Source organism: Arthrobacter sp. DMZ02-1R (assembly GCF_057747935.1).
The window spans coordinates 3,487,034-3,507,666 of sequence record NZ_CM173230.1; the positions used below are offsets into that span (position 1 = coordinate 3,487,034).

19 protein-coding genes are annotated in these 20,633 nt (G+C 64.3%); 12 read left to right on the top strand and 7 right to left on the bottom strand.

Going from position 1 to position 20,633, the window contains the following annotated elements; translation table 11 throughout:
• Positions 1-27 precede the first annotated feature (27 nt).
• From AC3ANQ_RS16630 to AC3ANQ_RS16640, 3 genes are read right to left on the bottom strand one after another with little or no spacing between them, the layout of a single operon-like run.
• The gene (locus AC3ANQ_RS16630; RefSeq protein ID WP_488302053.1) at positions 28-1,701 is read right to left on the bottom strand and encodes a DUF5719 family protein; all 1,674 of its coding nucleotides are present in this window, start codon (positions 1,699-1,701) and stop codon (positions 28-30) included.
• On the bottom strand, positions 1,694-5,032 hold the full coding sequence (locus AC3ANQ_RS16635; protein ID WP_488305354.1) for a glycosyltransferase family 2 protein: 3,339 nt from the start codon (positions 5,030-5,032) through the stop codon (positions 1,694-1,696). Before AC3ANQ_RS16635 ends, AC3ANQ_RS16630 begins: the two co-directional genes overlap by 8 nt.
• Positions 5,032-5,577, bottom strand: coding sequence for a WhiB family transcriptional regulator (locus AC3ANQ_RS16640; RefSeq protein ID WP_488305355.1), 546 nt, complete (start codon positions 5,575-5,577; stop codon positions 5,032-5,034). The genes AC3ANQ_RS16635 and AC3ANQ_RS16640 overlap by 1 nt, the downstream gene beginning before the upstream one ends.
• 367 nt (positions 5,578-5,944) lie before the next feature.
• Between AC3ANQ_RS16640 and AC3ANQ_RS16645 the strand changes: the two genes are divergently transcribed.
• The gene (locus AC3ANQ_RS16645; RefSeq protein WP_488302054.1) at positions 5,945-6,643 is read left to right on the top strand and encodes a TIGR03089 family protein; all 699 of its coding nucleotides are present in this window, start codon (positions 5,945-5,947) and stop codon (positions 6,641-6,643) included.
• Here AC3ANQ_RS16645 and AC3ANQ_RS16650 read toward each other — a convergent pair.
• The gene (locus AC3ANQ_RS16650) at positions 6,630-7,220 is read right to left on the bottom strand and encodes a GtrA family protein (RefSeq protein WP_488302055.1); all 591 of its coding nucleotides are present in this window, start codon (positions 7,218-7,220) and stop codon (positions 6,630-6,632) included. The two genes, AC3ANQ_RS16645 and AC3ANQ_RS16650, sit on opposite strands and share 14 nt — an antisense overlap.
• A gap of 185 nt (positions 7,221-7,405) precedes the next feature.
• On the opposite strand from AC3ANQ_RS16650, the gene AC3ANQ_RS16655 reads away from it, so the two are divergent.
• The 4 genes from AC3ANQ_RS16655 to AC3ANQ_RS16670 all read left to right on the top strand — a co-directional run bounded on the left by AC3ANQ_RS16655 (position 7,406) and on the right by AC3ANQ_RS16670 (position 11,512).
• Positions 7,406-8,593: a 5-(carboxyamino)imidazole ribonucleotide synthase gene (locus AC3ANQ_RS16655; RefSeq protein WP_488302056.1), complete on the top strand. Its 1,188-nt coding sequence runs from the start codon at positions 7,406-7,408 to the stop codon at positions 8,591-8,593.
• Positions 8,590-9,168, top strand: coding sequence for a 5-(carboxyamino)imidazole ribonucleotide mutase (gene purE / locus AC3ANQ_RS16660; protein ID WP_488302057.1), 579 nt, complete (start codon positions 8,590-8,592; stop codon positions 9,166-9,168). Before AC3ANQ_RS16655 ends, purE begins: the two co-directional genes overlap by 4 nt.
• Positions 9,169-9,322: 154 nt before the next feature.
• Positions 9,323-10,573, top strand: coding sequence for a mannose-6-phosphate isomerase, class I (gene manA, locus AC3ANQ_RS16665; protein ID WP_488302058.1), 1,251 nt, complete (start codon positions 9,323-9,325; stop codon positions 10,571-10,573).
• A 3-nt stretch (positions 10,574-10,576) separates the two neighbouring features.
• Positions 10,577-11,512 (top strand): lipid II:glycine glycyltransferase FemX, encoded by a 936-nt coding sequence (locus AC3ANQ_RS16670; RefSeq protein ID WP_488302059.1) that lies wholly within the window; start codon positions 10,577-10,579, stop codon positions 11,510-11,512.
• Positions 11,513-11,650: 138 nt separating this feature from the next.
• Here the strand turns inward: AC3ANQ_RS16670 and glpX are convergent, their stop codons facing one another.
• The gene (gene glpX, locus AC3ANQ_RS16675) at positions 11,651-12,670 is read right to left on the bottom strand and encodes a class II fructose-bisphosphatase (protein ID WP_184736742.1); all 1,020 of its coding nucleotides are present in this window, start codon (positions 12,668-12,670) and stop codon (positions 11,651-11,653) included.
• Between the two features lie 204 nt (positions 12,671-12,874).
• Here glpX and AC3ANQ_RS16680 point away from each other — a divergent pair, with 204 nt between their 5' ends.
• From AC3ANQ_RS16680 to AC3ANQ_RS16705, 6 genes are all read left to right on the top strand, one after another.
• Positions 12,875-13,603 carry a DUF4245 domain-containing protein gene (locus tag AC3ANQ_RS16680; protein ID WP_488302060.1) on the top strand — a complete coding sequence of 243 codons (729 nt, stop codon included), beginning with the start codon at positions 12,875-12,877 and terminating at the stop codon, positions 13,601-13,603.
• Positions 13,604-13,612: 9 nt separating this feature from the next.
• Positions 13,613-14,227, top strand: a complete 615-nt coding sequence (locus AC3ANQ_RS16685; RefSeq protein WP_488302061.1) for a carbonic anhydrase — start codon at positions 13,613-13,615, stop codon at positions 14,225-14,227.
• 98 nt (positions 14,228-14,325) lie between these two features.
• On the top strand, positions 14,326-15,762 hold the full coding sequence (locus AC3ANQ_RS16690; protein ID WP_488302062.1) for a class II fumarate hydratase: 1,437 nt from the start codon (positions 14,326-14,328) through the stop codon (positions 15,760-15,762).
• A 131-nt stretch (positions 15,763-15,893) separates the two neighbouring features.
• A complete protein-coding gene (locus AC3ANQ_RS16695) occupies positions 15,894-16,562 on the top strand; it encodes a TetR/AcrR family transcriptional regulator (RefSeq protein WP_488302063.1) in 669 nt (222 codons plus the stop codon).
• On the top strand, positions 16,559-18,223 hold the full coding sequence (locus AC3ANQ_RS16700; protein ID WP_488302064.1) for an MDR family MFS transporter: 1,665 nt from the start codon (positions 16,559-16,561) through the stop codon (positions 18,221-18,223). The genes AC3ANQ_RS16695 and AC3ANQ_RS16700 overlap by 4 nt, the downstream gene beginning before the upstream one ends.
• A 9-nt stretch (positions 18,224-18,232) precedes the next feature.
• A complete protein-coding gene (locus AC3ANQ_RS16705) occupies positions 18,233-18,400 on the top strand; it encodes a hypothetical protein (protein WP_488302065.1) in 168 nt (55 codons plus the stop codon).
• Here AC3ANQ_RS16705 and AC3ANQ_RS16710 read toward each other — a convergent pair.
• Positions 18,388-18,861, bottom strand: coding sequence for an NUDIX hydrolase (locus tag AC3ANQ_RS16710; RefSeq protein ID WP_488302066.1), 474 nt, complete (start codon positions 18,859-18,861; stop codon positions 18,388-18,390). The two genes, AC3ANQ_RS16705 and AC3ANQ_RS16710, sit on opposite strands and share 13 nt — an antisense overlap.
• Positions 18,862-19,023: 162 nt before the next feature.
• Entirely contained in the window at positions 19,024-19,605 is a 582-nt protein-coding gene (locus tag AC3ANQ_RS16715; RefSeq protein WP_488302067.1) for a prepilin peptidase, read from the bottom strand.
• A gap of 59 nt (positions 19,606-19,664) precedes the next feature.
• Between AC3ANQ_RS16715 and AC3ANQ_RS16720 the strand changes: the two genes are divergently transcribed.
• Entirely contained in the window at positions 19,665-20,435 is a 771-nt protein-coding gene (locus AC3ANQ_RS16720; protein ID WP_488302068.1) for a hypothetical protein, read from the top strand.
• The last annotated feature ends 198 nt before the right edge of the window (positions 20,436-20,633 follow it).

The window sequence follows — 20,633 nt, forward strand, 5'->3', positions numbered from 1 at the left end:
GCAGAGCAGTACACCGTAAACCGCCGCTCAGTAACCCAAGGTGACCTGTACTTTTTCGCGGCCCGCCGCGCCATCTTGAATGGTCAGGACCGAAACTCCGGATTGATCGCCCTGGCCGAGCACGAGCGCGCCGTACGCCGCGTCTCCTGCCGCCGACACGATATAGCCGGAAATCGTGGCGCCGTCGGATTTCTCCGGAACCCCGATGACCGAGGTGGTTCCCCCGGCGATCTCCACAGTCTCCGTCTTGTGCACCTTGCCGTCCGAAGTGACGGGCGTGTAGCTCACCGTGGCGCGGCCTGCCGGTACGCCGAAGCTGAGGAAACGCGAGCCTCCCTGAGGCACCGCAATCACATGCTGGCTGCCCAAACGGACCGCGGCCGGAGACCAGGCGAAGTCCACGGGATCCTCAGCCTTGAGTCCTCGTGTTACGCGGGTGGACGCGGCGAAGGGAACGTCCGAGGTAGCGCTGACTGTGTACATGCCGGCGGGGACTCCCGTGAGCGGCACTTGGGTGACCGAACCCGCTTTGGCAGTGACCGCTCCCCCGCTGGGCAGCGCGCGCTGCCCGTTCGGCCCGAACAACCGAACATCAAGCACGGCATCCGCGGGACCGGGGACCGTGATCTGCAGCGCCGGAACGACGTCGGAAAAACCGGCCTTGTCAGCAAGCGACTTCACGGCGGCCGGGTCCTGGATGTCCACCCCCGTCATGACCTGGGAGTCGGCGGCAGCAGCGCCCGGGGTAATCAGTTCGACACCCCCCGCCGTCAGGCCGCGGAGAACGCTTTGCTGGATGCTTGCCGCAACCGGCCCGCCGCCGCTGCGCAGGTGCACCGAGAGTTGGCCCTCGTTCGGGGCCAGCCCGGCCAAGTTGATGGATCGCGTAGTTCCCGGCGAAACCAGCAAGCCGCGGCTGTCCGAGGCCTGAATCTGGCCACGGGCACCGTACAGGTCAAGGTTGACGGTGGCTGGTGTGCCCGAAGCATTGCTGATGTTCAAAACCGCTGTTCGTCCCAGTGCGGTGCTGGCGCCTAGGAGCCAGGCATCGTTGCCCGGTTGCTGGCAGGGTGCCGCCGCAAGGCCTCGGAGATCGCCGTCGCTGGCCGTGTAGCTTATCAGGCCCGCCACGGCGGCCTTTTGGCCACTGATGGGATCTGCACCCAACACGGTTACTTCTCCCGCTGGCCGTTGGGCAACGACGCCTGCGCTAAGGACGGGAGGACCTGGCGCGGGGGTCTGCACGGCGGCAGGAGGCTTGGCGATTTCGGCTATCGCGGACCCGCCCAGGGAGGCGAGGCTGCTTCCGGGAACAGAGCCGGCGGCGTCACTGAGCACTAGCGCATCCAGAAAACTCTTGGCTGAACGCGAAATGGGGCTGAATTGAGTGTCGGTGCCCGCGGCGGTTCCCTCAGGGAGACGGGGAGGCGCCGGACACACGGCGGTCGCTTTGCCCGCGGGGACATCGGCAAGGGACATGTCCAAGGTCTTGCTCCCTGACGGAGCCGGGACTATGGATGCCGCAGAGACCATGCCTGCCCCTGCCGCAAGCAGCAGCGCCGCGGAGAGCGCGCCCAACACAATGCCCTTGTTCTTGTTCCCTGCTTTGCGCTGGCCGCGATCCCTTGTCTCTCCGATGCCAGGTTCCGCGCTACGCCTCCGGGCGGGCGTTCCTGGCCTAGGGTCTTGGTTGTCAGACACTGCTGTATTCCTTACGGAGAGTTTTTTGTTCCTTCAGGAGGCCGGTCTTCGGCCTGCGGGCAGGCATGGGAATGGCCAGCAGGACGGTCAAACCAATCACTACGGCCTGCAGAATGCCGAGCCAAGGCTCCCAAACAGTGGTGTAACGGATCTCGATCTTGCCGCTTGCAGGCGGCAAGATGAACGCTTGGGCCCATCCGGAGGTGGTCGGGCTCAGCCGACGGCCATCCAGCCAAGCGCTCCAGCCGGCATCTGCCCGCTCAGCGAGCACTACCAGGCGGCCATCCCCGCCAGCCGGGATGCCCCCCTCAGCAGAGGTTCCGAGGGATGGAAGGAGGGCAACAACAGCTCCCTTGGCATCCACCACCCTGACCCGGTGCGCCGTTTCGGCATCGGCTGCAGCAGCCCGGTTCAGCGGCGTGACACGCCACAGCCACCCGGATTCGGTCTTTCCCACAGCCACCAAGCCAGGAACGGAATCTATCCGGTTGGCGGTCAGCTGGGCAGCAGGGTCGGCTGACTTCAGAACAACGAATCCGGCCCCGAGTTGCTCAAGGTTCGGCCGCGGGTCTACGCCCGTTCCCGCGACAATAGTGGCTACCGCGTTCCGGATGGACGCAGTCGCGTCGTCGTCGGCCGCGAGACGCTCCTGGCCGGGTGAACCCATGATCGAACCGGCGGCGGCCACGGTGGAGAGCGAGTCCAGCGTGGTACCGGCCCCACGCATCAGGGATGACGTGTAGCCGCCGTTCTCACCGGCCGTGATGACCAGCGTGCGGGTCTGCTCTGGCCCTTGGCCGTGGTCGACGGCGGTAGCCGGAAGCGTGTTCTTGCCTGCCGGCTGGACCAGGCGCGGGGTGCCGAGGGCACCACTGGCCGACGGCACGGTATCCGCATTGGTCATAACGTTCTGGGTTGCCCATACACCCATGCTGGCCAGGGGTCCGGCAACCAGGAGAAGGGTTGTCACAGCAGAGAGGGCTCGCACAGCGGCGCGCCTTACCGGCCTGCCATCCTCCGCCTTGGCCGTGAGTTGGAGGAGGTTTTCGGCTCCAATCAGCGCGGCTCCAAGTACGGCGAAACCGGCGGCGGAAACTGCCGACCCCGCGAAGGGTGCTACGAGCATGTTGCCGTTGGCGGCTGTGGCCAAGTGCCCGACGAGCCAGCCCCAGGCCAGGAGCAGGAGGGCACCCGCCCAAAGGAAACGTGTGACGCGAGAGCGCCGTCCAGGCACAAACAGGGCCGCCACGGACAAGAGGAAGACCGGCGCGCCAACCAGGACAGCAAGCAACAGCGCCCAAGGCACGCCCGAAGGGCCAAAGAGTGCCAAGCCGGCCAATCCGCCGTTGACGTCGAATTTCAGGGGTTGGCCCAGCAATTGTTGCCACAACGGTGCGGATTCGAACCCGAGCGGGAGGCCCGGATCGGCCAGCATGGCGCGGGGCCGCTCCAGGGCCGAGAGCACATACGGCGCAAAAAGCGCCGCGCTCGGAAGCAATGACCACCAGACAGTCCGCCCGCGCCGCCCCAGGGCGATGCCGCAAAAGACAACGAGGACGGCAATGGGGGGCAGCAGGGACGGCGCAGAGGCGGTCACTACCGCCAGCGCCAGTCCGGCCGCGGCAGCAGCGGTCCAGGACGGCGTGCCGTTGTTGCCCGGTTTCCCCGGCAACGGTTTGGCTGAGGTAGCGCCGGACGGCTGATGCTGAAGCTGGTTGGACGTGGCGCCCCGACCGAGTGCCGATCCCGTGGCCCGCAAGAGTGCCAGGACCAGCAAAGGCATCACCACGTGGGCCAGGAGGGCCCCAAGCCTTCCTTGGTTCACAGAGACCTGGAGAACCGGCGCTCCCGCCCACACCAGTGCGGCAATGAATCGGTAACGGCGCAGCTTGGTCAACGCGCCGGCGGCAAACCAGGCACCTAGTCCGGACACGGGCATGGCCAGCAACAACAGCCACACGATGGCTGCGTTAGAGTCGCCTGCCCCGAGCATCGACGCGAGCCACAGTATGTAGGCGAAGGGATCCCCGTGCCCAGGCAGTCCTGCGCCCAAGCTGATCCACCAACTGGAGGCTGAGCGCCAGATGTCAGCGGCGGTGGCCACCGGCAGCAGCCCGCCGCCGGTCGCCCCGCCCGCGCCCAGGAATCCCAGCAGGCCTACGAAGGAGGCGGCCAGGGCAACGAATCCGGCCGCTACTGCACCAGTGCCGATCCACCCTCGCTCATTCGTAGCGAGGGCTGCGAAATCGTCGCCAGCATCGCCGCTCGGTTCCGGAGCCAGGGAATCCAGCGTTTCCTGGAAATCGTCTGCACCAATCGCTTCTACAAGGGAGCGGCGGTGGGCCCAAACCTCGCGCCGCGGAGTCTGCAGGCCCTTGATCACGGAGCGCCGCACCCGCCGCGTCCGGGCGGCATTCCTCCTGGCACGCCAAATCGCCCTGGGACGGCCAAGGGCCGCCAGGGTGGCGCCGAGCTGGGATATTCCGTGGGCGGGCTCCTTGACCAGAATGCTCAAGGCCAGCCGCAACAGGCCGCCGAGCAAGGCGCCGATCACGTGCAGCGGAACCTTCCATGGCGAGGCATGCGTGAGCCTCAGATGGACCTGGCTCTTGCGGGCGGCAGCAGGCGTCGACAGGCTGTGGGGCCGGTTCACGACGTGGAACATGCGTGCCGCCGGGACCACCACAACCCTGTTGCCCGCAAGCCAGTTGCGCCAGCAGAAATCGACGTCGTCTCCTACACCCGGTAGCGCCGGGTCAAAGCCGCCCAGCTGCTCCCACGCGTCGCGCCGGATCAGCATGCCCGCGGAGTTCACGGCGAACGTGTCGGTACGGCCGTCGTACTGACCTTGGTCCAGTTCGTCGGCCTCGATGAGCGTGAGCCTTTCGGCCCAGCGGCTCGTGGACAGGCCGGCGTCGATGAGCTTGCGTTCCGCGTCCCAGGCCAGCTGCTTGCAACCAGCCACCGTGACCGAGGGAGCACGCTCGACTGCCTGAAGCAGTTCGGCGAGGGCCTCCGGGGCGGGGGCGGCGTCGTCGTGCAGCAGCCAGATCCATTCGGTGGTGCCCGGTTCCTTCGACGGAGCCGAACGGGCCAGGCCAGCCATGACGGCTGCGCCGAAGCCTATTTTGGATTCGCCTGTGCTGGTGACCTTGCCCTCGCCGAGCGCCCGCCGCAGCAACGCTGCGGACTTGTCGCGGGAGCCCGTATCAATGCCAATGGCGGCATCTACCGGACGCGTCTGGTCCAGCAGAGCCGCCAGGGTTCTGGGGAGATAGTTACCGCCGTCATGCGAGACGACGACGGCGGTAACGTGTACTGCCTTGAGAATCAGACCGCTCGCTTCCTCAGCCTGCGGCGCTCGCGCTCGGAGAGCCCGCCCCAGATACCAAAACGTTCATCATTGGCGAGTGCGTACTCAAGGCATTGCGAACGTACATTGCACGCACCGCAAACCTTCTTGGCATCCCGCGTGGAGCCCCCCTTTTCGGGGAAGAAGGCCTCGGGGTCCGTCTGGGCGCACAAGGCGTCCGTCTGCCAACCGAGTTCGCCTTCGTCGTCGAAGTCCCCCTTGCCAGGGAGCCCGATCCACACCGGCTGGGCCGGGTTGTCGAATGGCCGTCGCAGCTCCATGGGAGGATCGTCAAGATCGTCCTCCGGATCTACCGGTATGTCCCCCACGAGGGCCTCGTGTGCCGCCAGAAGGGCTGTTGCCTGATCTTCCAACGACTCGCGAGCGGTCTCGATATAACGGTCCGCCGCTTGCGGATCTGCCGGGTCAACATACCAATCCCCCGGAACTTCCCGCGATCGGTACTTGACCGACGCATATTCCGCGACGACTGCATCTTCCTGGATACGCAACGCTTGCCCCATGGCGTCCCTTCCTGATGTTGCAGATACTGCCGTGCTCATTCGGTACTCGGTTATGTTCCCGATACTCCCGCAGCGGCGTTCGATATCTAATTACACGCGTGTAACTACCAAGCCGTCAAGCCGCTCCGGGATAATAATCAACTTTCCGCACTAACTGGTGCCACGCCACGCCCGTGGATTTTTCCGCGTCACCCGTGAGCCCCGGCGAAAAACGGAAGCCCTGAATCACTTAATATGCATTTTCGTTGAATTTCAGGGAAATCATGCAGCCCGCCGGATCGTCGCGCGAACCATCCTGTTCGGCCCCATGTGGCACAACTCACATACTCCCCGCGGCTGCGCGAGCGCCCCGTGGCAAGATGTAGCCATGATCACCCCCGCGATGAACCTGATGGCAGCCCTGCGTTCCGGGCACGCCACGTCACCCCGCCTGACTTGGTACGGACCGGATGCCGAACGGGTGGAGCTTTCAGGCCGGGTTCTGGACAATTGGGTCGCCAAGACCAGCAACCTGCTCCAGGACGAGTTCGACGCCGAGCCGGGCATGAGCCTGCGCCTGGACCTGCCGGCCCATTGGAAGTCCCTTGTGTGGGCGCTGGCCGGCTGGCAATTGGGCATGGAATTGGTACTCGACGGCGGCAGCGCCGATCTTCTCGTGACGGACACCCCCGACGCCGGTGCTGGCGCGGACTTTGATGCGGTCGTCGCCGTGCCCCTGGCGGCACTCGCGATGCGTTGGCCCGGCGAACTGCCGGTCGGCGTCGTGGACTACGCAGCAGAGGTCCGCTCCCACGGCGACGTGTTCATGGCACACGCCGAACCGGACCCCGCGCTACCCGCCCTGCGCCGCCCTGAAACCGGACACGCGCACAATGAATTGCTGGACGGCTTTGCCAAGGAACACGAGACCGGCGTTCGGCTGCTGGTCCGTGCGGCCGACGGCTTGGAATCAGCGCTGGCGGAGGCGCTCGGCGCATGGAAGAAAGACGGCTCAGTGGTGCTGGTCCACCCCGACGTTGAAGTCACCCAGCACCTGCTGGACAACGAGCGCGTTAGCGGCGCTTGACCGCTTCCTCGCCCTCATCGGAGCCGGCGCCGGCGTCGGCGTCGGGACGAGCATCGGCACTAGCGGCGTGGATAGCCTTGGCCTTGTGATGGGCTTCGATGAGCTCGTGGTCATGCGAGAAGGCCGGCTCTTCGTCCAGTTCCTTGTTGAACACGAGGAAGCGGTAGGCGAAGAAGCGCACAACGGTGGCAACTAGGATGCCGATCACGCCGGCGCCGAAGAGGATGTTCTTATCCTGGATATTCATGCCGTATTTGGCGATGGCGGTGAGGCCGGTGGAAATACCGATGCCAATGCCGTTGATGATGATGAACATCACGAACTCGCGCACCACGTTGTCCTGGCGGCGGTGGCGGAACGTCCAGAAGCGGTTGGCAATCCATGAGAACACCGTGGCCACAGTGGCCCCGACGAAACGGGCCTTGGCCTCGCTGTCCGACATCGGACCGTGCATGAGATAGTAGGTCAGGCCGTTATCTATGACGAACGCAACACCGCCGACAGCGCCGAACTTGGCTACTTCGCGCCAAAAGAGCGAGGCAAGTCCGCGGATGCGATCTGCAAGTGTGTTGATCATGACCCTCCATGGCCGTTGTTCTAGGGGGCCGATGGGCCGAAGTCTCCATTTTAGCGCCGAATCCTTGAAGCTTGCCCAATTGTTCCGCGCCGACGGCCCAGCACGGGAACCCTTTCGGTAGCCGTGCAGGGCAACGATGGCGGCAGAATCCAGGAACGGGCTGCTGGTTCGGTAGGCTGAACCTTGTGACTTTTCCTGTAATAGGCGTGGTGGGCGGCGGCCAGCTCGCACGAATGATGGCTCCGGCCGCGACCGCTCTTGGCTTTGAACTCCGTGTCCTTGCCGAAGGTGAGGACGTTTCTGCCGTCCAGGCCGTGGCGACGGCTCCAGTGGGCGACTACAAGGACCTCGCGGCCTTGCTCGAGTTCTCCAAGGGATTGGACGTCATGACGTTCGACCACGAGCACGTCCCCACCGAGCACCTTCGTGCCTTGATCGAGGCCGGCGTCAATGTCCAGCCGGGTCCGGATGCCCTCGTCCACGCGCAGGACAAACTGGTGATGCGTGCAGCGATCGACCGCCTCGGGCTGCCCAACCCGGAGTGGGCAGCCGTCCACGGCGTCGAAGACCTTGTGGCTTTCGGTGAGCAGATCGGCTGGCCGATCGTCTTGAAGACTCCGCGCGGCGGCTATGACGGCAAGGGCGTGCGAATGGTTCACTCTGCCGACGACGCCCGGACCACCACGGGCTGGTTCACGGCCATGAGCCCGCTGCTCGCCGAGGCGAAGGTTGAGTTCAGCCGCGAACTGTCCGCGCTCGTCGCAAGAACTCCCGACGGCGAATCGCGCGCCTGGCCGGTTGTCCACACTGTCCAGGTGGACGGCGTCTGCGACGAAGTCATTGCGCCTGCCCAGAACATTCCCGTGGAGGTCGCCGCCGCCGCCGAAGAGGCAGCGCTGCGGATCGCTAATGAACTCGGCGTCACGGGCGTCATGGCGGCAGAACTCTTCGAGACTCCCGGCGTCGGGGTTGGTTTCCTGGTCAACGAACTCGCCATGCGTCCGCACAACACGGGCCACTGGACACAGGACGGCTCCGTCACCAGCCAGTTTGAGCAGCACTTGCGCGCAGTCCTCAACCTCCCCCTCGGCGCCACCGACGCCTTGGGCGCGGTGGTGGTCATGAAGAACTTCCTGGGTGGCGCCAACCAGGATCTCTTCAGCGCCTACCCCAAGGCCCTCGCCTATGAGCCCGCCGCGAAGATCCACTGCTACGGCAAATCCGTGCGTGCCGGCCGCAAGATCGGCCACGTGAACCTCGTCGGCAACTCCACAGCCGACGTCGATTCCATCCGGCACCGCGCCACCGTCGTGGCCGACATCATCCGTGACGGCCGCATGCCGGCAGAAACCACCACCGAGGAGACCGCATGAGTGCAGAAAAGACGGGTGCCGGGAAAGCCGCCCCGATCGTAGGCCTGGTCATGGGCTCCGATTCCGACTGGCCGGTCATGGAAGCTGCGGCGGACGCCCTGGCTGAATTCGGCATCCCCTTCGAAGCCGATGTGGTCTCCGCCCACCGCATGCCCACGGAAATGATCCGCTACGGGCAGAGTGCCCATGAACGCGGCATCCGCGTCATCATCGCCGGAGCGGGTGGCGCCGCCCATTTGCCGGGCATGCTCGCATCCGTCACCCCGCTGCCCGTGATCGGCGTCCCGGTCCCGCTGAAGACCCTGGATGGCATGGATTCCCTGCTGTCCATCGTTCAGATGCCCGCAGGCGTACCAGTGGCGACCGTGTCGATCGGGGGCGCCCGCAACGCCGGACTCCTGGCCGTGCGCATGCTTGCTTCCGGAACCGATGAACTGGCCGTCAGGCTTCATGGCGATCTGCTCGAGTTTGCCCAGGAGCTCAACAACACCGCTACTGAAAAAGGGGCCAGGCTCCGCGACAAGGTGGCCGAAGTGTTCTCCACGGCCAACGTCTCCGCTCGGAGCAGCCGCTAAGAGGGCGTTGCGGTGTCTCCAATAGCCGGCCCGCTCGGAACCAGCCCAGAACGAACCTGATGGATCCCGGCAACGGGCTATGCAGACCGTTGTAGGCTGGCAAGCGCCCGAATTATCCGAACGTACCGCCTCGTAATGACAAGGATCCCCTGCCGTGTACCTGCTTGAGAACGTTCTGCGACCGTATGCATGGGGATCGACGACGGCGATCTCCACCCTCCTGGGAAGGCCCGCCTCGGGCGGACCCGAGGCGGAGTTGTGGATCGGAGCGCACCCCGACTCGCCGTCTTTGGCCACGCGCCCCGATGGATCCTCCGTTGCCTTGGACGCCCTGATCAACGCAGATCCCGCCCATTTCCTGGGCGAATCCAGCCTGGCCGAATTCGGTCCCCGGCTGCCGTTCCTTACCAAGCTTCTTGCGGCGGACAAGCCCCTGTCCTTGCAGGTCCACCCTCGCTTGCAGCAGGCCCGCGACGGTTTCGCGAAGGAAAATGCCGCCGGCGTGGCAGCGGATTCCCCCGGGCGCAACTACCGGGACGACAACCACAAGCCAGAGATGATCTTCGCGCTGACCCCGTTTGAGGCGCTTTGCGGTTTCCGTCCAGCCGCCGAGTCGCAGCGCGTTTTCCAGCACCTCGCGACTCTCCTGGACCTGGCCGCCGTCGACGTCCCGGAGGTCATCACGGGGGTCATCGCAGACCTGTCCGTCCCTGACGAGTCTGCCGCTCTCAAGGCTGCGTTCACCCGCCTGATCACCGGCGGGGATGCCGTCTCGGCGGCAACGGAGCAGGTGGTCTCAGTCTTGAAATCGGGCGCGCCGATGGGGATCCACACAGCGGAACTCACCACGTTGGTTGGCATTAACAATGAGTTCCCGGGCGATCCGGGTGTCCTGATTTCCCTGCTCTTGAATCTGGTCTTCCTGGCACCGGGGGAATCCGTCTACCTGCCGGGCGGAAACGTCCACGCTTATTTGAAGGGCCTCGGCGTGGAGGTCATGGCGGCCTCGGACAACGTGCTCCGCGGTGGCCTCACTCCCAAGCACATCGATGTTCCCGAACTCCTGAAGACCATCGAGTTCGCTTCCCTCGGGGTGCCGCGCATCGCGCCGCGAACCTCCGGATTTGGCCAGGATCTCTATGTGCCGCCGTTCCGGGAGTTCCAACTCCAGCGCATCGAGTTGGCTCCCGGAGCGGAACCGGTGCCGCTGGCGCAAGTCGGTCCCGCCGTCGTCGTGGTCGTGTCGGGTTCCGTCGTGCTCGACTCCCCCAAGAGCGAACTCGCCGTCGCGCGTGGCGGAAGTGCGTTCATCCCGGCGGCCGAAGAGCCCGTCATGGTGCACCCGGCTTCGGGTGCAGCGGGAACGAGCGTTGCGTTCGCCGTGACAACGGGGCTGGGGAACTAGGCCGTGGAGTATTTCCTGCAGACGCCCGCTTGGGCGTCCTTCCAGCGTTCCCTCGGACGTACTGTGCACGAGGAGTCCGGCCCCGGGTGGCGTCTCCTTGCTGTGGAGGAAACGAACCCCGCCGGCAAGGTGATCTACACGCCGTACGGACCTGTGGCCGATTCGCTGGAGGCCTTTGACGCGGCTGTAGGGGCACTCGTGGACATCGCGCGTCGCAGCAGGGCAGTGTTTGTCCGGATGGAACCAGTCACCGCCGGGTTCGAAACGGCCGACGCCGACGCGGTACTTCGGGCTCGCGGCCTGCAGCCGGCGCCGTCCAACCAGCAGCCGGAACTGAGCTGGATTGTGGACCTCGACGGCGATTTCAAGGACGTCCTTGCGGCCATGAAACCCACCAACCGGAACCTGTACCGCAACATCCACAAGAAGGGCGTTACGTTCCGGTCTTCGCAGGATCCTGAAGAGATCTCGGTACTTCTCAACTTCCTGCACATGACTGCGGCACGCAACGGTTTCAAACCCCAGAGCGACGACTACTTGAGTTCGGTAGCCCGTTCCCTCATGCCTGCCGGCGCCGGCACCCTGTTCATCGCCGAACTGGAAGGCGAGCCCATTGCCGCCGCCTTGGCGTACGACTCCGCAGACACGCGTACCTACGCCCATGCGGCGCTCGATGACACGCACCGCAAGCTCAGCGCGGGCATTCCGTTGCTCGTGACGCTCATGGCCGATGCAAAGGACAAGGGACTCAAGCACGTTGACCTGTGGGGTGTTGCCCCGGAAGGCGATCCCGACCATAAGTGGGCCGGATTTACTGCCTTCAAGAAGTCCTTCGGCGGCCGCGAAATCGCCTACCCAGGCACGTGGGACCTTCCCGTCAAGAAGCTCCGATACGGCGCCTACCAGCTTGCACGCAAGCTGCGCGAAAAGCTCCGCTGACGCTCTTTCCCAATTAGCCCGACGGAAGTCCGCGGGCACGCAAAAGGGCGGTGGGATCGCGACAGCGGCGTCAGAATCGACGAGGAACGAGGAGATAGCCGCCGAGCGATCGTGCCGCCCTTTTGCCTAAGCCAGGATTTACTTGCGGGCGTAGCCTTCCCACTTGCTGGCCTGGTGCTCGCCTTCGACGAAGCGGATGGTGCCGGACTTGGACCGCATCACGATGGACTGGGTCAGGACTTTGTCTTTGGAGTAGCGGACGCCCTTGAGGAGGTCGCCGTCGGTGATGCCCGTAGCTGCGAAGTAGCAGTTGTCGCTCGTCACGAGGTCGTTGGTGGACAGCACGCGCTCGAGGTCGTGACCGGCGTCGATGGCCTTTTGCTTCTCGTCGTCGCTGGTGGGCCAGAGGCGGCCCTGGATGACACCGCCGAGGGACTTGATGGCACAGGCGGCTACGATGCCTTCCGGGGTGCCACCGATACCCATCAGGGCGTCGACGCCGGTGCCGGAACGTGCGGCGGCGATAGCGCCAGCGACGTCGCCGTCCATGATGAACTTGGTGCGGGCGCCGGCTTCGCGGATTTCCTCCACCAGCGGGCGGTGGCGGTCGCGGTCGAGGATCATGACGTTGAGCTGGTTGACCTTGACGCCCTTGGCCTTGGCGATCAGGTGCAGGTTCTGCTTCACCGGCAGACGCAGGTCCACCATGTCAGCTGCTTCGGGACCCGTGACGAGCTTCTCCATGTAGAACACGGCCGAGGGATCGAACATGGTGCCGCGTTCGGCCACTGCAAGCACGGCAAGGGCGTTGTTGATGCCCAGGGCAGTCAGGCGGGTTCCATCGATGGGGTCGACGGCGACGTCGCACTCCGGCCCGGTACCGTCGCCGACGTGCTCGCCGTTGAAGAGCATGGGGGCTTCGTCCTTCTCACCCTCGCCAATGACAACGACGCCGTTGAAGTGGACGGTGTGGAGGAACGAGCGCATGGCGTCAACCGCGGCGCCGTCGGCCTTGTTCTTGTCGCCGAAACCAACCCAGTGACCGCCGGCAATGGCCGCGGCCTCGGTGACACGGACAAGTTCGAGGGCCAGGTTGCGGTCCGGCTCATCGGTCCCGACGGCGAGCGCCGGCGAAATCGTGGAATACTTCTGGGACATTGGCGCTGGAGACACGTGAACCTCTTCTTCGATGATGCGATTCGTGGGACCAGGAACGGCCACGCTTGGCGGCCTGGATCATTCCTCTACAAGAGATCATAGTCGGGGCCGGGCAGACGGGTCATGGGATGACCGACTCTCGAAATACCCCTTGCGCGAATTGCCCGATGTGTATTAGCCGCTTGGATAAGGGACTATTGAAGCGTGAGTGATACGCAGGACAAAGCAATTGCCGCCTTCCCGTCAAGCAATGGCAATGATGGCAGCAGTGGCGCCCCCGGCACCGACGAGGCCAGCCAACCGATCGTCAAGCCCGTCATCCCGGCAAAAGCAGCCAAACGCGCCAACGCCTCGGTGATCGGCATGCTCATCGCGTTGCTCCTCTGCGTGGTGGCATTCCTGCCAATCGTTCTCATGAACCCGGCGCCGAAGAGCGATGGCTACCGGCCCAACGTCAATGTGGCAGCAACCGCCGCCAATGCCAAAGATGTGGCGGGTTTCACACCCGTGGCGCCCGATACCGGCGACACATTTAGTCCAAACTACGCCCGCTGGGTATCCGGGACTGGCGACGGCGTACCCACTTGGGAGGTCGGGTACCTCACTCCCAAGCAAGCGTTCATCGGAATTGTCCAGACCCGCAAGGCCAATCCCACGTGGATTTTCCAGCAGACCGGCAGTGCCCCGGTCACCGGCACGCGCAACGCGGGCGGCCACGACTGGGAACTCCATGACACGGCCAAGGGCAACCGCAGCATGGTCCTGAACTACCGCGGCACCACGATCATCCTGAGTGGCAGCGCAGGATTGGACGAGTTCTCCACCTTAGCCGCAGCCGTGGTGAAGGCAGTGGACGCAGCTCCGGCAGCTTCCCCGGACGCAACCACGAAGCCTGGCGAAACAGTTTCGCAGCCTGCCACCTCCAAGCCGTAAAGTAGCGCCGTGGCCACCTATCTGACTCCTGCACTTGCCTGGCGCCGTTTGCGCGAAGGAAATGAACGTTTTGTCGCCGGCGAGTCCATGCACCCCAACCAGGACGCCTCGCGCCGGAACTCCCTTGTTGAAGACCAACATCCCTTCGCCGTGATTTTCGGTTGCTCGGATTCCCGCCTGGCCGCTGAGATCATTTTCGACCTCGGCCTCGGCGATGCCTTCGTGGTCCGCACCGCCGGCCAGGTGATCGACGACGCGGTCCTCGGTTCGCTTGAATACAGCATTTCCGAACTTCACGTCCCCCTCATCGTGATCCTTGGACACGACAACTGCGGAGCCGTGGAGGCAACTAAGAACGCAGTGGAGACGGGTGAGATGCCAGTCGGTTTCATCCGCTCCCTGGTGGAGCGCATCACGCCGTCCGTCCTGACCGCAGTGCGCAACGAGCAGACGGACGTCAACGACATGGTGGTGGAGCACGTCAAGCAAACGGCCCGTCGATTGGCGGACAGTTCCCGTGTGATTTCCGCCGCGATCGACGACGGCCGCGCCGCCGTCGTCGGGCTTTCCTACAAACTGGACGAAGGCCGCGCGGCGCTGGTTTCCGGCATCGGCAAGCTTTAGGCCCGGCCCTGCAACGCCGTCGATCGGGCGGCAAACAACAGCCGTAGCTTTGCATCGTCGGTTTTCGGTCAAGCGGTTGCTCGCCATAAGCTAGCCCCATGACTTCCACTCAAGAATCCAACACGGCCGAGTTCCGTATTGAACATGACACGATGGGCGAAGTTCGCGTTCCGGTGAACGCCCTATACCGCGCCCAGACGCAGCGCGCCGTGGAGAACTTCCCGATCTCCGGCAAGACGCTTGAGCGCGCACACATCGAGGCCCTGGCCCGCGTCAAGAAGGCCGCGGCCCTGGCGAACGCTGAACTGGGAGTGCTCGATGGTGAGCTCGCCGAGGCGATTGCCAACGCTGCCGATGAGGTTGCCGCCGGAAAGTACGACGGCGACTTCCCTATCGACGTCTTCCAGACCGGTTCGGGCACGTCGTCCAACATGAACACCAACGAGGTCATCGCGGAACTGGCAACGCGCGCCCTCGCCGCCGCCGGGAGCGACAAAGTTGTCCACCCGAACGACCACGTCAACGCCTCCCAGTCCTCCAACGACGTCTTCCCGACGTCCGTCCACGTCGCCGCGACATCGGCGCTGATCAACGATTTGATCCCGGCCCTCGAATACCTGGCTGCTTCCCTGGACCGCAAGGCCGTGGAGTTCAAGGACGTCGTCAAGTCCGGCCGCACCCACCTCATGGACGCCACCCCGGTGACTTTGGGCCAGGAGTTCGGCGGCTATGCCGCGCAAGTCCGCTACGGCATCGAACGCATCAACGCCGCCCTCCCCCGCGTTGCCGAGGTCCCCCTGGGCGGGACCGCCGTCGGCACCGGCATCAACACCCCGGAAGGCTTCCCGGAGCGCGTCATCGAGCTGCTCGCCGCCGACACCGGCCTGCCGCTCACCGAGGCGCGCGACCACTTCGAGGCGCAGGCCAACCGCGACGGCCTCATCGAAGGCTCCAGCCAGCTGCGCAACATCGCGATCTCCTTCATGAAGATCAACAACGACCTCCGCTGGATGGGATCCGGCCCCAACACGGGGCTTGGCGAAATCTCCATCCCGGACCTCCAGCCGGGCTCTTCGATCATGCCCGGCAAGGTCAACCCGGTCATCTGCGAAGCCTCGATCATGGTCTGCGCGCAGGTCATCGGCAACGACACCGCCATCGCTTGGTCCGGCACCAACGGCGCCTTCGAGCTCAACGTCGGCATCCCCGTCATGGCCGCCAACCTGCTCGAATCCATCCGGCTGCTTGCCAACACCAGCCGCGTCATGGCCGACAAGATGATCGACGGCATCACCGCCAACGTTGAGCGCGCCCGGTTCCTGGCTGAGGCATCTCCGTCCATCGTGACCCCACTGAACAAGTTCATCGGTTACGAAGCAGCGGCAAAGATCGCCAAGAAGGCTGTTGCCGAAGGCCTCACAATCCGTGAAGCGGTGGTCTCCCTCGGCTACCTAGAACGCGGCGAACTGACCGAGGAGCAGCTGGACAAGGCTCTCGACGTCACAACCATGACCCGCCCGGCCCACAAGGCCTAGCCTCCATCTAGTCCAACTAGCCAGCCCGACGGCGGCCGGCATCTTCCACACGGAAGGTGCCGGCCGCCGTCGTCGTTTTCGCCTCAAGAGCATTTTTGCACTTTGCCTAGAAAAGTGCAAAACTTCACTTTGTGGAGAATAGTGCAACTAACGACGGCGGACTTCGGGAGCGCAAGCGCGCACAGACCCGCGCGGCGATCACCGCCGTCGCACGGTCTTTGACAGCCCAGCACGGCCTCAACGGTTTCACCGTCGAGGAGGCGTGCGAACAGGCCGGGATATCGCGGAGGACGTTCTTCAACTACTTCCATACCAAGGAAGACGCGGTGATCGGCTCGTTCTCCGACGAACTTCCCGGAGTGGCGTTGGAGGCCTTCAGCCGCAACCCGGCCCCCTCAGCCGGTTCGATCTCCAACTCGTTGCTGTCCGCCCTGCGCCAGTTCACCCTGGCAGTCCTTGAGGGGTCCACAGTCAGCCCGTCCGAGATCCGGCAGCTTATCGCTGCCGTCACCGCCGAGCCCCAGCTCCTGGGCCGTTTGACGCGTGAAGGGGAAGTCCGCGAGCGCCAGTTCGTCGAACTCATCGCAGCACGCGAAGGCCTCACCGCAGACCACCCCGAGATCATCATGGCCGCCGCGGTCTTCGGCGCCGTCACCAAGAAGACAAGCCAGCAGTTCTTTTCCGAAGAGAACTCCCGGCCCTACCGCGAATTATTGGATCAGAACCTCAACGCGGCACGAGCGCTCTTCGCCCAACCGCTGGACACCAACCCCGTCGAACCCCAGAAGGACCAATCGTGAGTACCACTCTCAAGACCAAAGCGGCTGCACCGCTGCTCTTGACCCAGAGAAGGATCTGGATCATTTTCTCGGCGCTCATCGCCGGAATGCTGCTCTCCAGCCTGGACCAGACCATCGTGTCCACGGCCATGCCAACCATCGTCGGCAAGCTCGGCGGCGTGGAGAACCAGGCGTGGATCACCACCGCCTATCTTCTGGCCACCACCATCGTCATGCCGATCTATGGCAAGTTCGGTGACATCCTGGGCCGGCGCAACCTCTTCCTGATCGCCATCGGTTTGTTCACGGCTGCTTCGATCGGTTGTGCCTTCGCCACCGACTTCTGGGGCTTCGTAATCTTCCGCGCCATCCAGGGCTTGGGCGGCGGCGGCCTGATGATCCTGTCCCAGGCCATCATCGCCGACATCGTACCGGCCAAGGAACGTGGCAAGTACATGGGTCCCTTGGGCGCCATCTTCGGCCTCTCCGCCGTTGCCGGTCCACTCCTGGGCGGTTTCTTCGTCGATCACTTGACGTGGGAGTGGGCTTTCTACATCAACATCCCGGTCGGCATCGCGGCGTTCGCCATCGCCTGGTTCACGCTCACCCTCCCGAACAAGAAGGCCGAAAAGCGCATCGATGTCCTGGGCGTGCTGCTGCTGTCCGCCGCCACGGCCTGCCTGATCTTCTTCACTGACTTTGGCGGCAAGAAGGACCAGGGCTGGGATTCGCCGCTCACCTGGGCTTTCGGCGCCGGTATGGTGCTCGCCGCGTTCCTCTTCGTTCTCGTGGAGCGCAAGGCCGAGGACCCCATCATTCCGCTGAGCCTCTTCAAGAACCGGATCTTCATCAACGCAACGGCCATCGGCTTCACCCTGGGCCTGGGCATGTTCGCGGCTATCGCCTTCGTGCCGACGTTCCTGCAAATGTCCTCCGGGACGTCAGCCGCCGTCTCCGGCCTGCTTATGCTGCCCATGATGGTGGGACTTATGGGTACCTCGATCTATTCCGGTGTCCGCATCTCCAAGACCGGCAATTACAAGATGTTCCCGATCCTCGGAGCGAGCCTCACAATCGTTGCCATGCTGTGGCTCACCACGCTCACTGCGGCAACTCCGATCTGGGTCATCTGCATCCAGCTGTTCATCTTCGGGGCTGGCCTGGGCTTGATCATGCAGGTCATTGTTCTGGTGGTGCAGAACGCAGTTCCGGTCGAGCAAATCGGCACGGCCACGAGCACCAACAACTACTTCCGCGAAGTCGGAGCTTCGTTGGGCGTCGCGGTCTTCGGCTCGATCTTCACCACGCGGCTGGCAGAGTCCCTCACCAAAGCCTTCACAGGAGCTGGCGCTTCCGCTGCACAAGCTGCACAGTCCACCAGCAAGCTCGATCCCCAGACGCTGGCCCAGTTGCCGGCCCAGGTCAAGGACGCCATCATCAACGCCTATGCCGATTCGCTGGCACCGGTGTTCTGGTACCTGATCCCGTTCATCGCCGTCGCGCTCCTGCTCGCCATCACCCTCAAGCAGATCCCGCTCTCCGATACCGCCGGCATGGTGGCCCGGGGCGAGGCTGTTGGGGGCGAGGAGGCGGAACGCCTCGAAGCCGAACGGCTCGGAGCGTCCGCCGACGGGACCGCTGGGAACGTTGAGGACCACGACGGCGAGCTCACCAGGCGCTGAGGCTACGACATGCCCGGCCTTGGCTCGGACCAGTGGACATATGGGGAATATGCCCAGGGCACGGATGCAAAGCCGGGCATGTCCATCGGGCAGAACGTCCGACCCGCCGACGTGGTCAACAGGGGCGCCGCAATCTTCGGGGTTGCGGCGATCCTCGCGGCCCGTCAATCGCGCTGATACGCGACGGCGGTGCCCGGTTCCAGCGCGAGCCTGATGGTTTCGCGGTGACCGGCACTGATTTCAGGCAACTCGTCCAGGGCAAACCAGCCGACGGCGATTGATTCGTCGTCGTTGACGCGGGCCTCGCCGGAGACGTAACGGCATTTGAAGGCAATATCCAGGAAGTCGCAGACGTCCCCGTTGGGATACGTGACCGGGCCGATCACCCCTACCGCCAGGATCCGCTCCGTCTCGGCCACCACGGCGGTTTCCTCGAAGATCTCCCGGATCAATCCCGGCGCCGGGTGCTCACCTGGTTCCAGCATCCCCGTAATCAAGGTCCAACGGCCGTTGTCGGCACGTTGGCATAGAAGGACCCGGTTCTCGTCGTCCAAAACCACACCCCGCACGCCAGGCAGCCACAGCGGATCATTGCCGATCTTCTCGCGGATTTGCAGGATGAATTCCGGAACCGCCACTGCCTTAGCCCGCTTTCGTTGAATCCGTTATCACCGGCAAGAGCATCGGTTCCGCTTCCGGATCGGCTCCGCCGGTACGGCGAGTATCCCATTGGCGAAGCCCGAATGACAGCGGGCGGGGCTGTTCGGGCGGATGCCTTCGCGTCACTGGGACGGCTGTCCTCAGGCCGGCAGGGCGAGCATCACCGCCGCGGCACCGGCCAGCATGAAGGGCCCGAAGGGTATTGCTGATTTGAGTGTGCCGCGCCGGGCGATCAGGACGCCAAGGCTCCACAGGCCGCCGAAGAGGAACGCAGCAAACGTTCCCGCGAAGACATGCGCCCAACCGAGATAGCCAAGGTACAGCCCTAGAACTCCGGCCAGTTTGACGTCGCCGAAGCCCATCCCCGGCGGATACACCAAACGCAGGACGAAGTAGAAAAGCCACAGCACAACTCCCCCGGCCACGATTCCCAAGGCGGGCACACCCAGGAACGATGCGCCGCCGTCGGGCACGTATCCGGCCGAACCGCCGGGGAGGGTTCCTGCCGCTCCGCTGCCCAAGGCGACCGCGATCGCTGCGCCGAGCAACAACACTCCCGCGATGGCGTAGGAGGGGAACACGATCCGGTTGGGCAGCAAGTGGTGCCGGACGTCAATGACTGTGAGGCGGGCAGCCATGATCGCAAAGTACACACATGCTGCAAGAAGCAGCCAGAAGGCCGGGAAACTGGTCCCCCACAATTCGCCGAGTCGTCGGATCACCCTCGGATGCTATCGGGTTTCTGAAACACTCGCCGGTCACGCACCCTTAGACTGTGGATATGGGGCGCTACAGTGCAGAAATCCAAGGCAATCCGGACGCCGACATGTCCTCCACCTTCCGAAACCTCTGCCGTTCCTCGCCCTGGAAATGGACCAGCCTGAGGTTCGAATACCTGGACCAGCCGGGAAACACGGGAGACACAGTACGCGCCTGGTTGCGTCGGCCGGGAGCGCTTCGGCTCGAAACCATGGATGGCACACTGCTGCACAGCACTACGGGCATTAACGACTCCCGCGACGGGCTTTACCTTGGTTCCAAGCGCAAGTCCTGGCTCTTGCCGGCCCATTTGGTGACCCCCGTTTATGACTCCGGCGGTTTGGTCCGTCGACGCCCGGAGGCGGCATACGGTGAGCCGTCCTTCGGTAACGGAAGGCTGGCGGCCGCCCTGGATCCCGTGGAACTCACGGGGAACGCGCCAGTTCCCATGGAATTTCCCGAATCCAATCGGGTGGCCCTCGGCCCCATCCGGGAAGTCGATCACGAGGGCCGACCGGCTCTCGAAACCATCGCGACTCCGGGACACAGTTATGTCGCGTCGGATGTCGCCAAGCCGCTCTGTTTTCCCGGACGCACGCTCTTGCGGGTGGACTCGGGAACGGGCGTGTGCGTTTCGAGCCAATCGCTCGACGGCGATACTACCGGTCAGGGGCATTGGATGCGGATCCTGGGAGTGGACGAGTACATGCTGGACGATCTGTTCCTCGCCGAATCGATGAACCTCACGGATGTCCGGAAGCACATCAGCTGGGACATCGGCCCCCGCGCCTGAGAGCGGACGGGCGAACCCTGCCAGCTTCGGCGAGAACGCTCGCTCACCTATCAGCCCCTCCCACCAAACGCTCGCTCACCTATCAGCCCCTCCCACCAAACGCTCGCTCACCTATCAGCCCCTCCCACCAAACGCTCGCTCACCTATTGTGAGCGAGCGTCAGCGGGAAACACGACATAAGTGAGCGAGCGTCAGCGG

What these genes read in the sequence shown, in the direction of transcription:
- AC3ANQ_RS16650 (WP_488302055.1), bottom strand. Translation starts at nt 7,220, where the DNA reads ATGATCAACACACTTGCAGATCGCATCCGCGGACTTGCCTCGCTCTTT.
- AC3ANQ_RS16645 (WP_488302054.1), top strand. Translation starts at nt 5,945, where the DNA reads ATGATCACCCCCGCGATGAACCTGATGGCAGCCCTGCGTTCCGGGCAC.
- purE (WP_488302057.1), top strand. Translation starts at nt 8,590, where the DNA reads ATGAGTGCAGAAAAGACGGGTGCCGGGAAAGCCGCCCCGATCGTAGGC.
- AC3ANQ_RS16720 (WP_488302068.1), top strand. Translation starts at nt 19,665, where the DNA reads ATGGGGCGCTACAGTGCAGAAATCCAAGGCAATCCGGACGCCGACATG.
- AC3ANQ_RS16705 (WP_488302065.1), top strand. Translation starts at nt 18,233, where the DNA reads ATGCCCGGCCTTGGCTCGGACCAGTGGACATATGGGGAATATGCCCAG.
- AC3ANQ_RS16640 (WP_488305355.1), bottom strand. Translation starts at nt 5,577, where the DNA reads ATGGGGCAAGCGTTGCGTATCCAGGAAGATGCAGTCGTCGCGGAATAT.
- AC3ANQ_RS16690 (WP_488302062.1), top strand. Translation starts at nt 14,326, where the DNA reads ATGACTTCCACTCAAGAATCCAACACGGCCGAGTTCCGTATTGAACAT.
- glpX (WP_184736742.1), bottom strand. Translation starts at nt 12,670, where the DNA reads ATGTCCCAGAAGTATTCCACGATTTCGCCGGCGCTCGCCGTCGGGACC.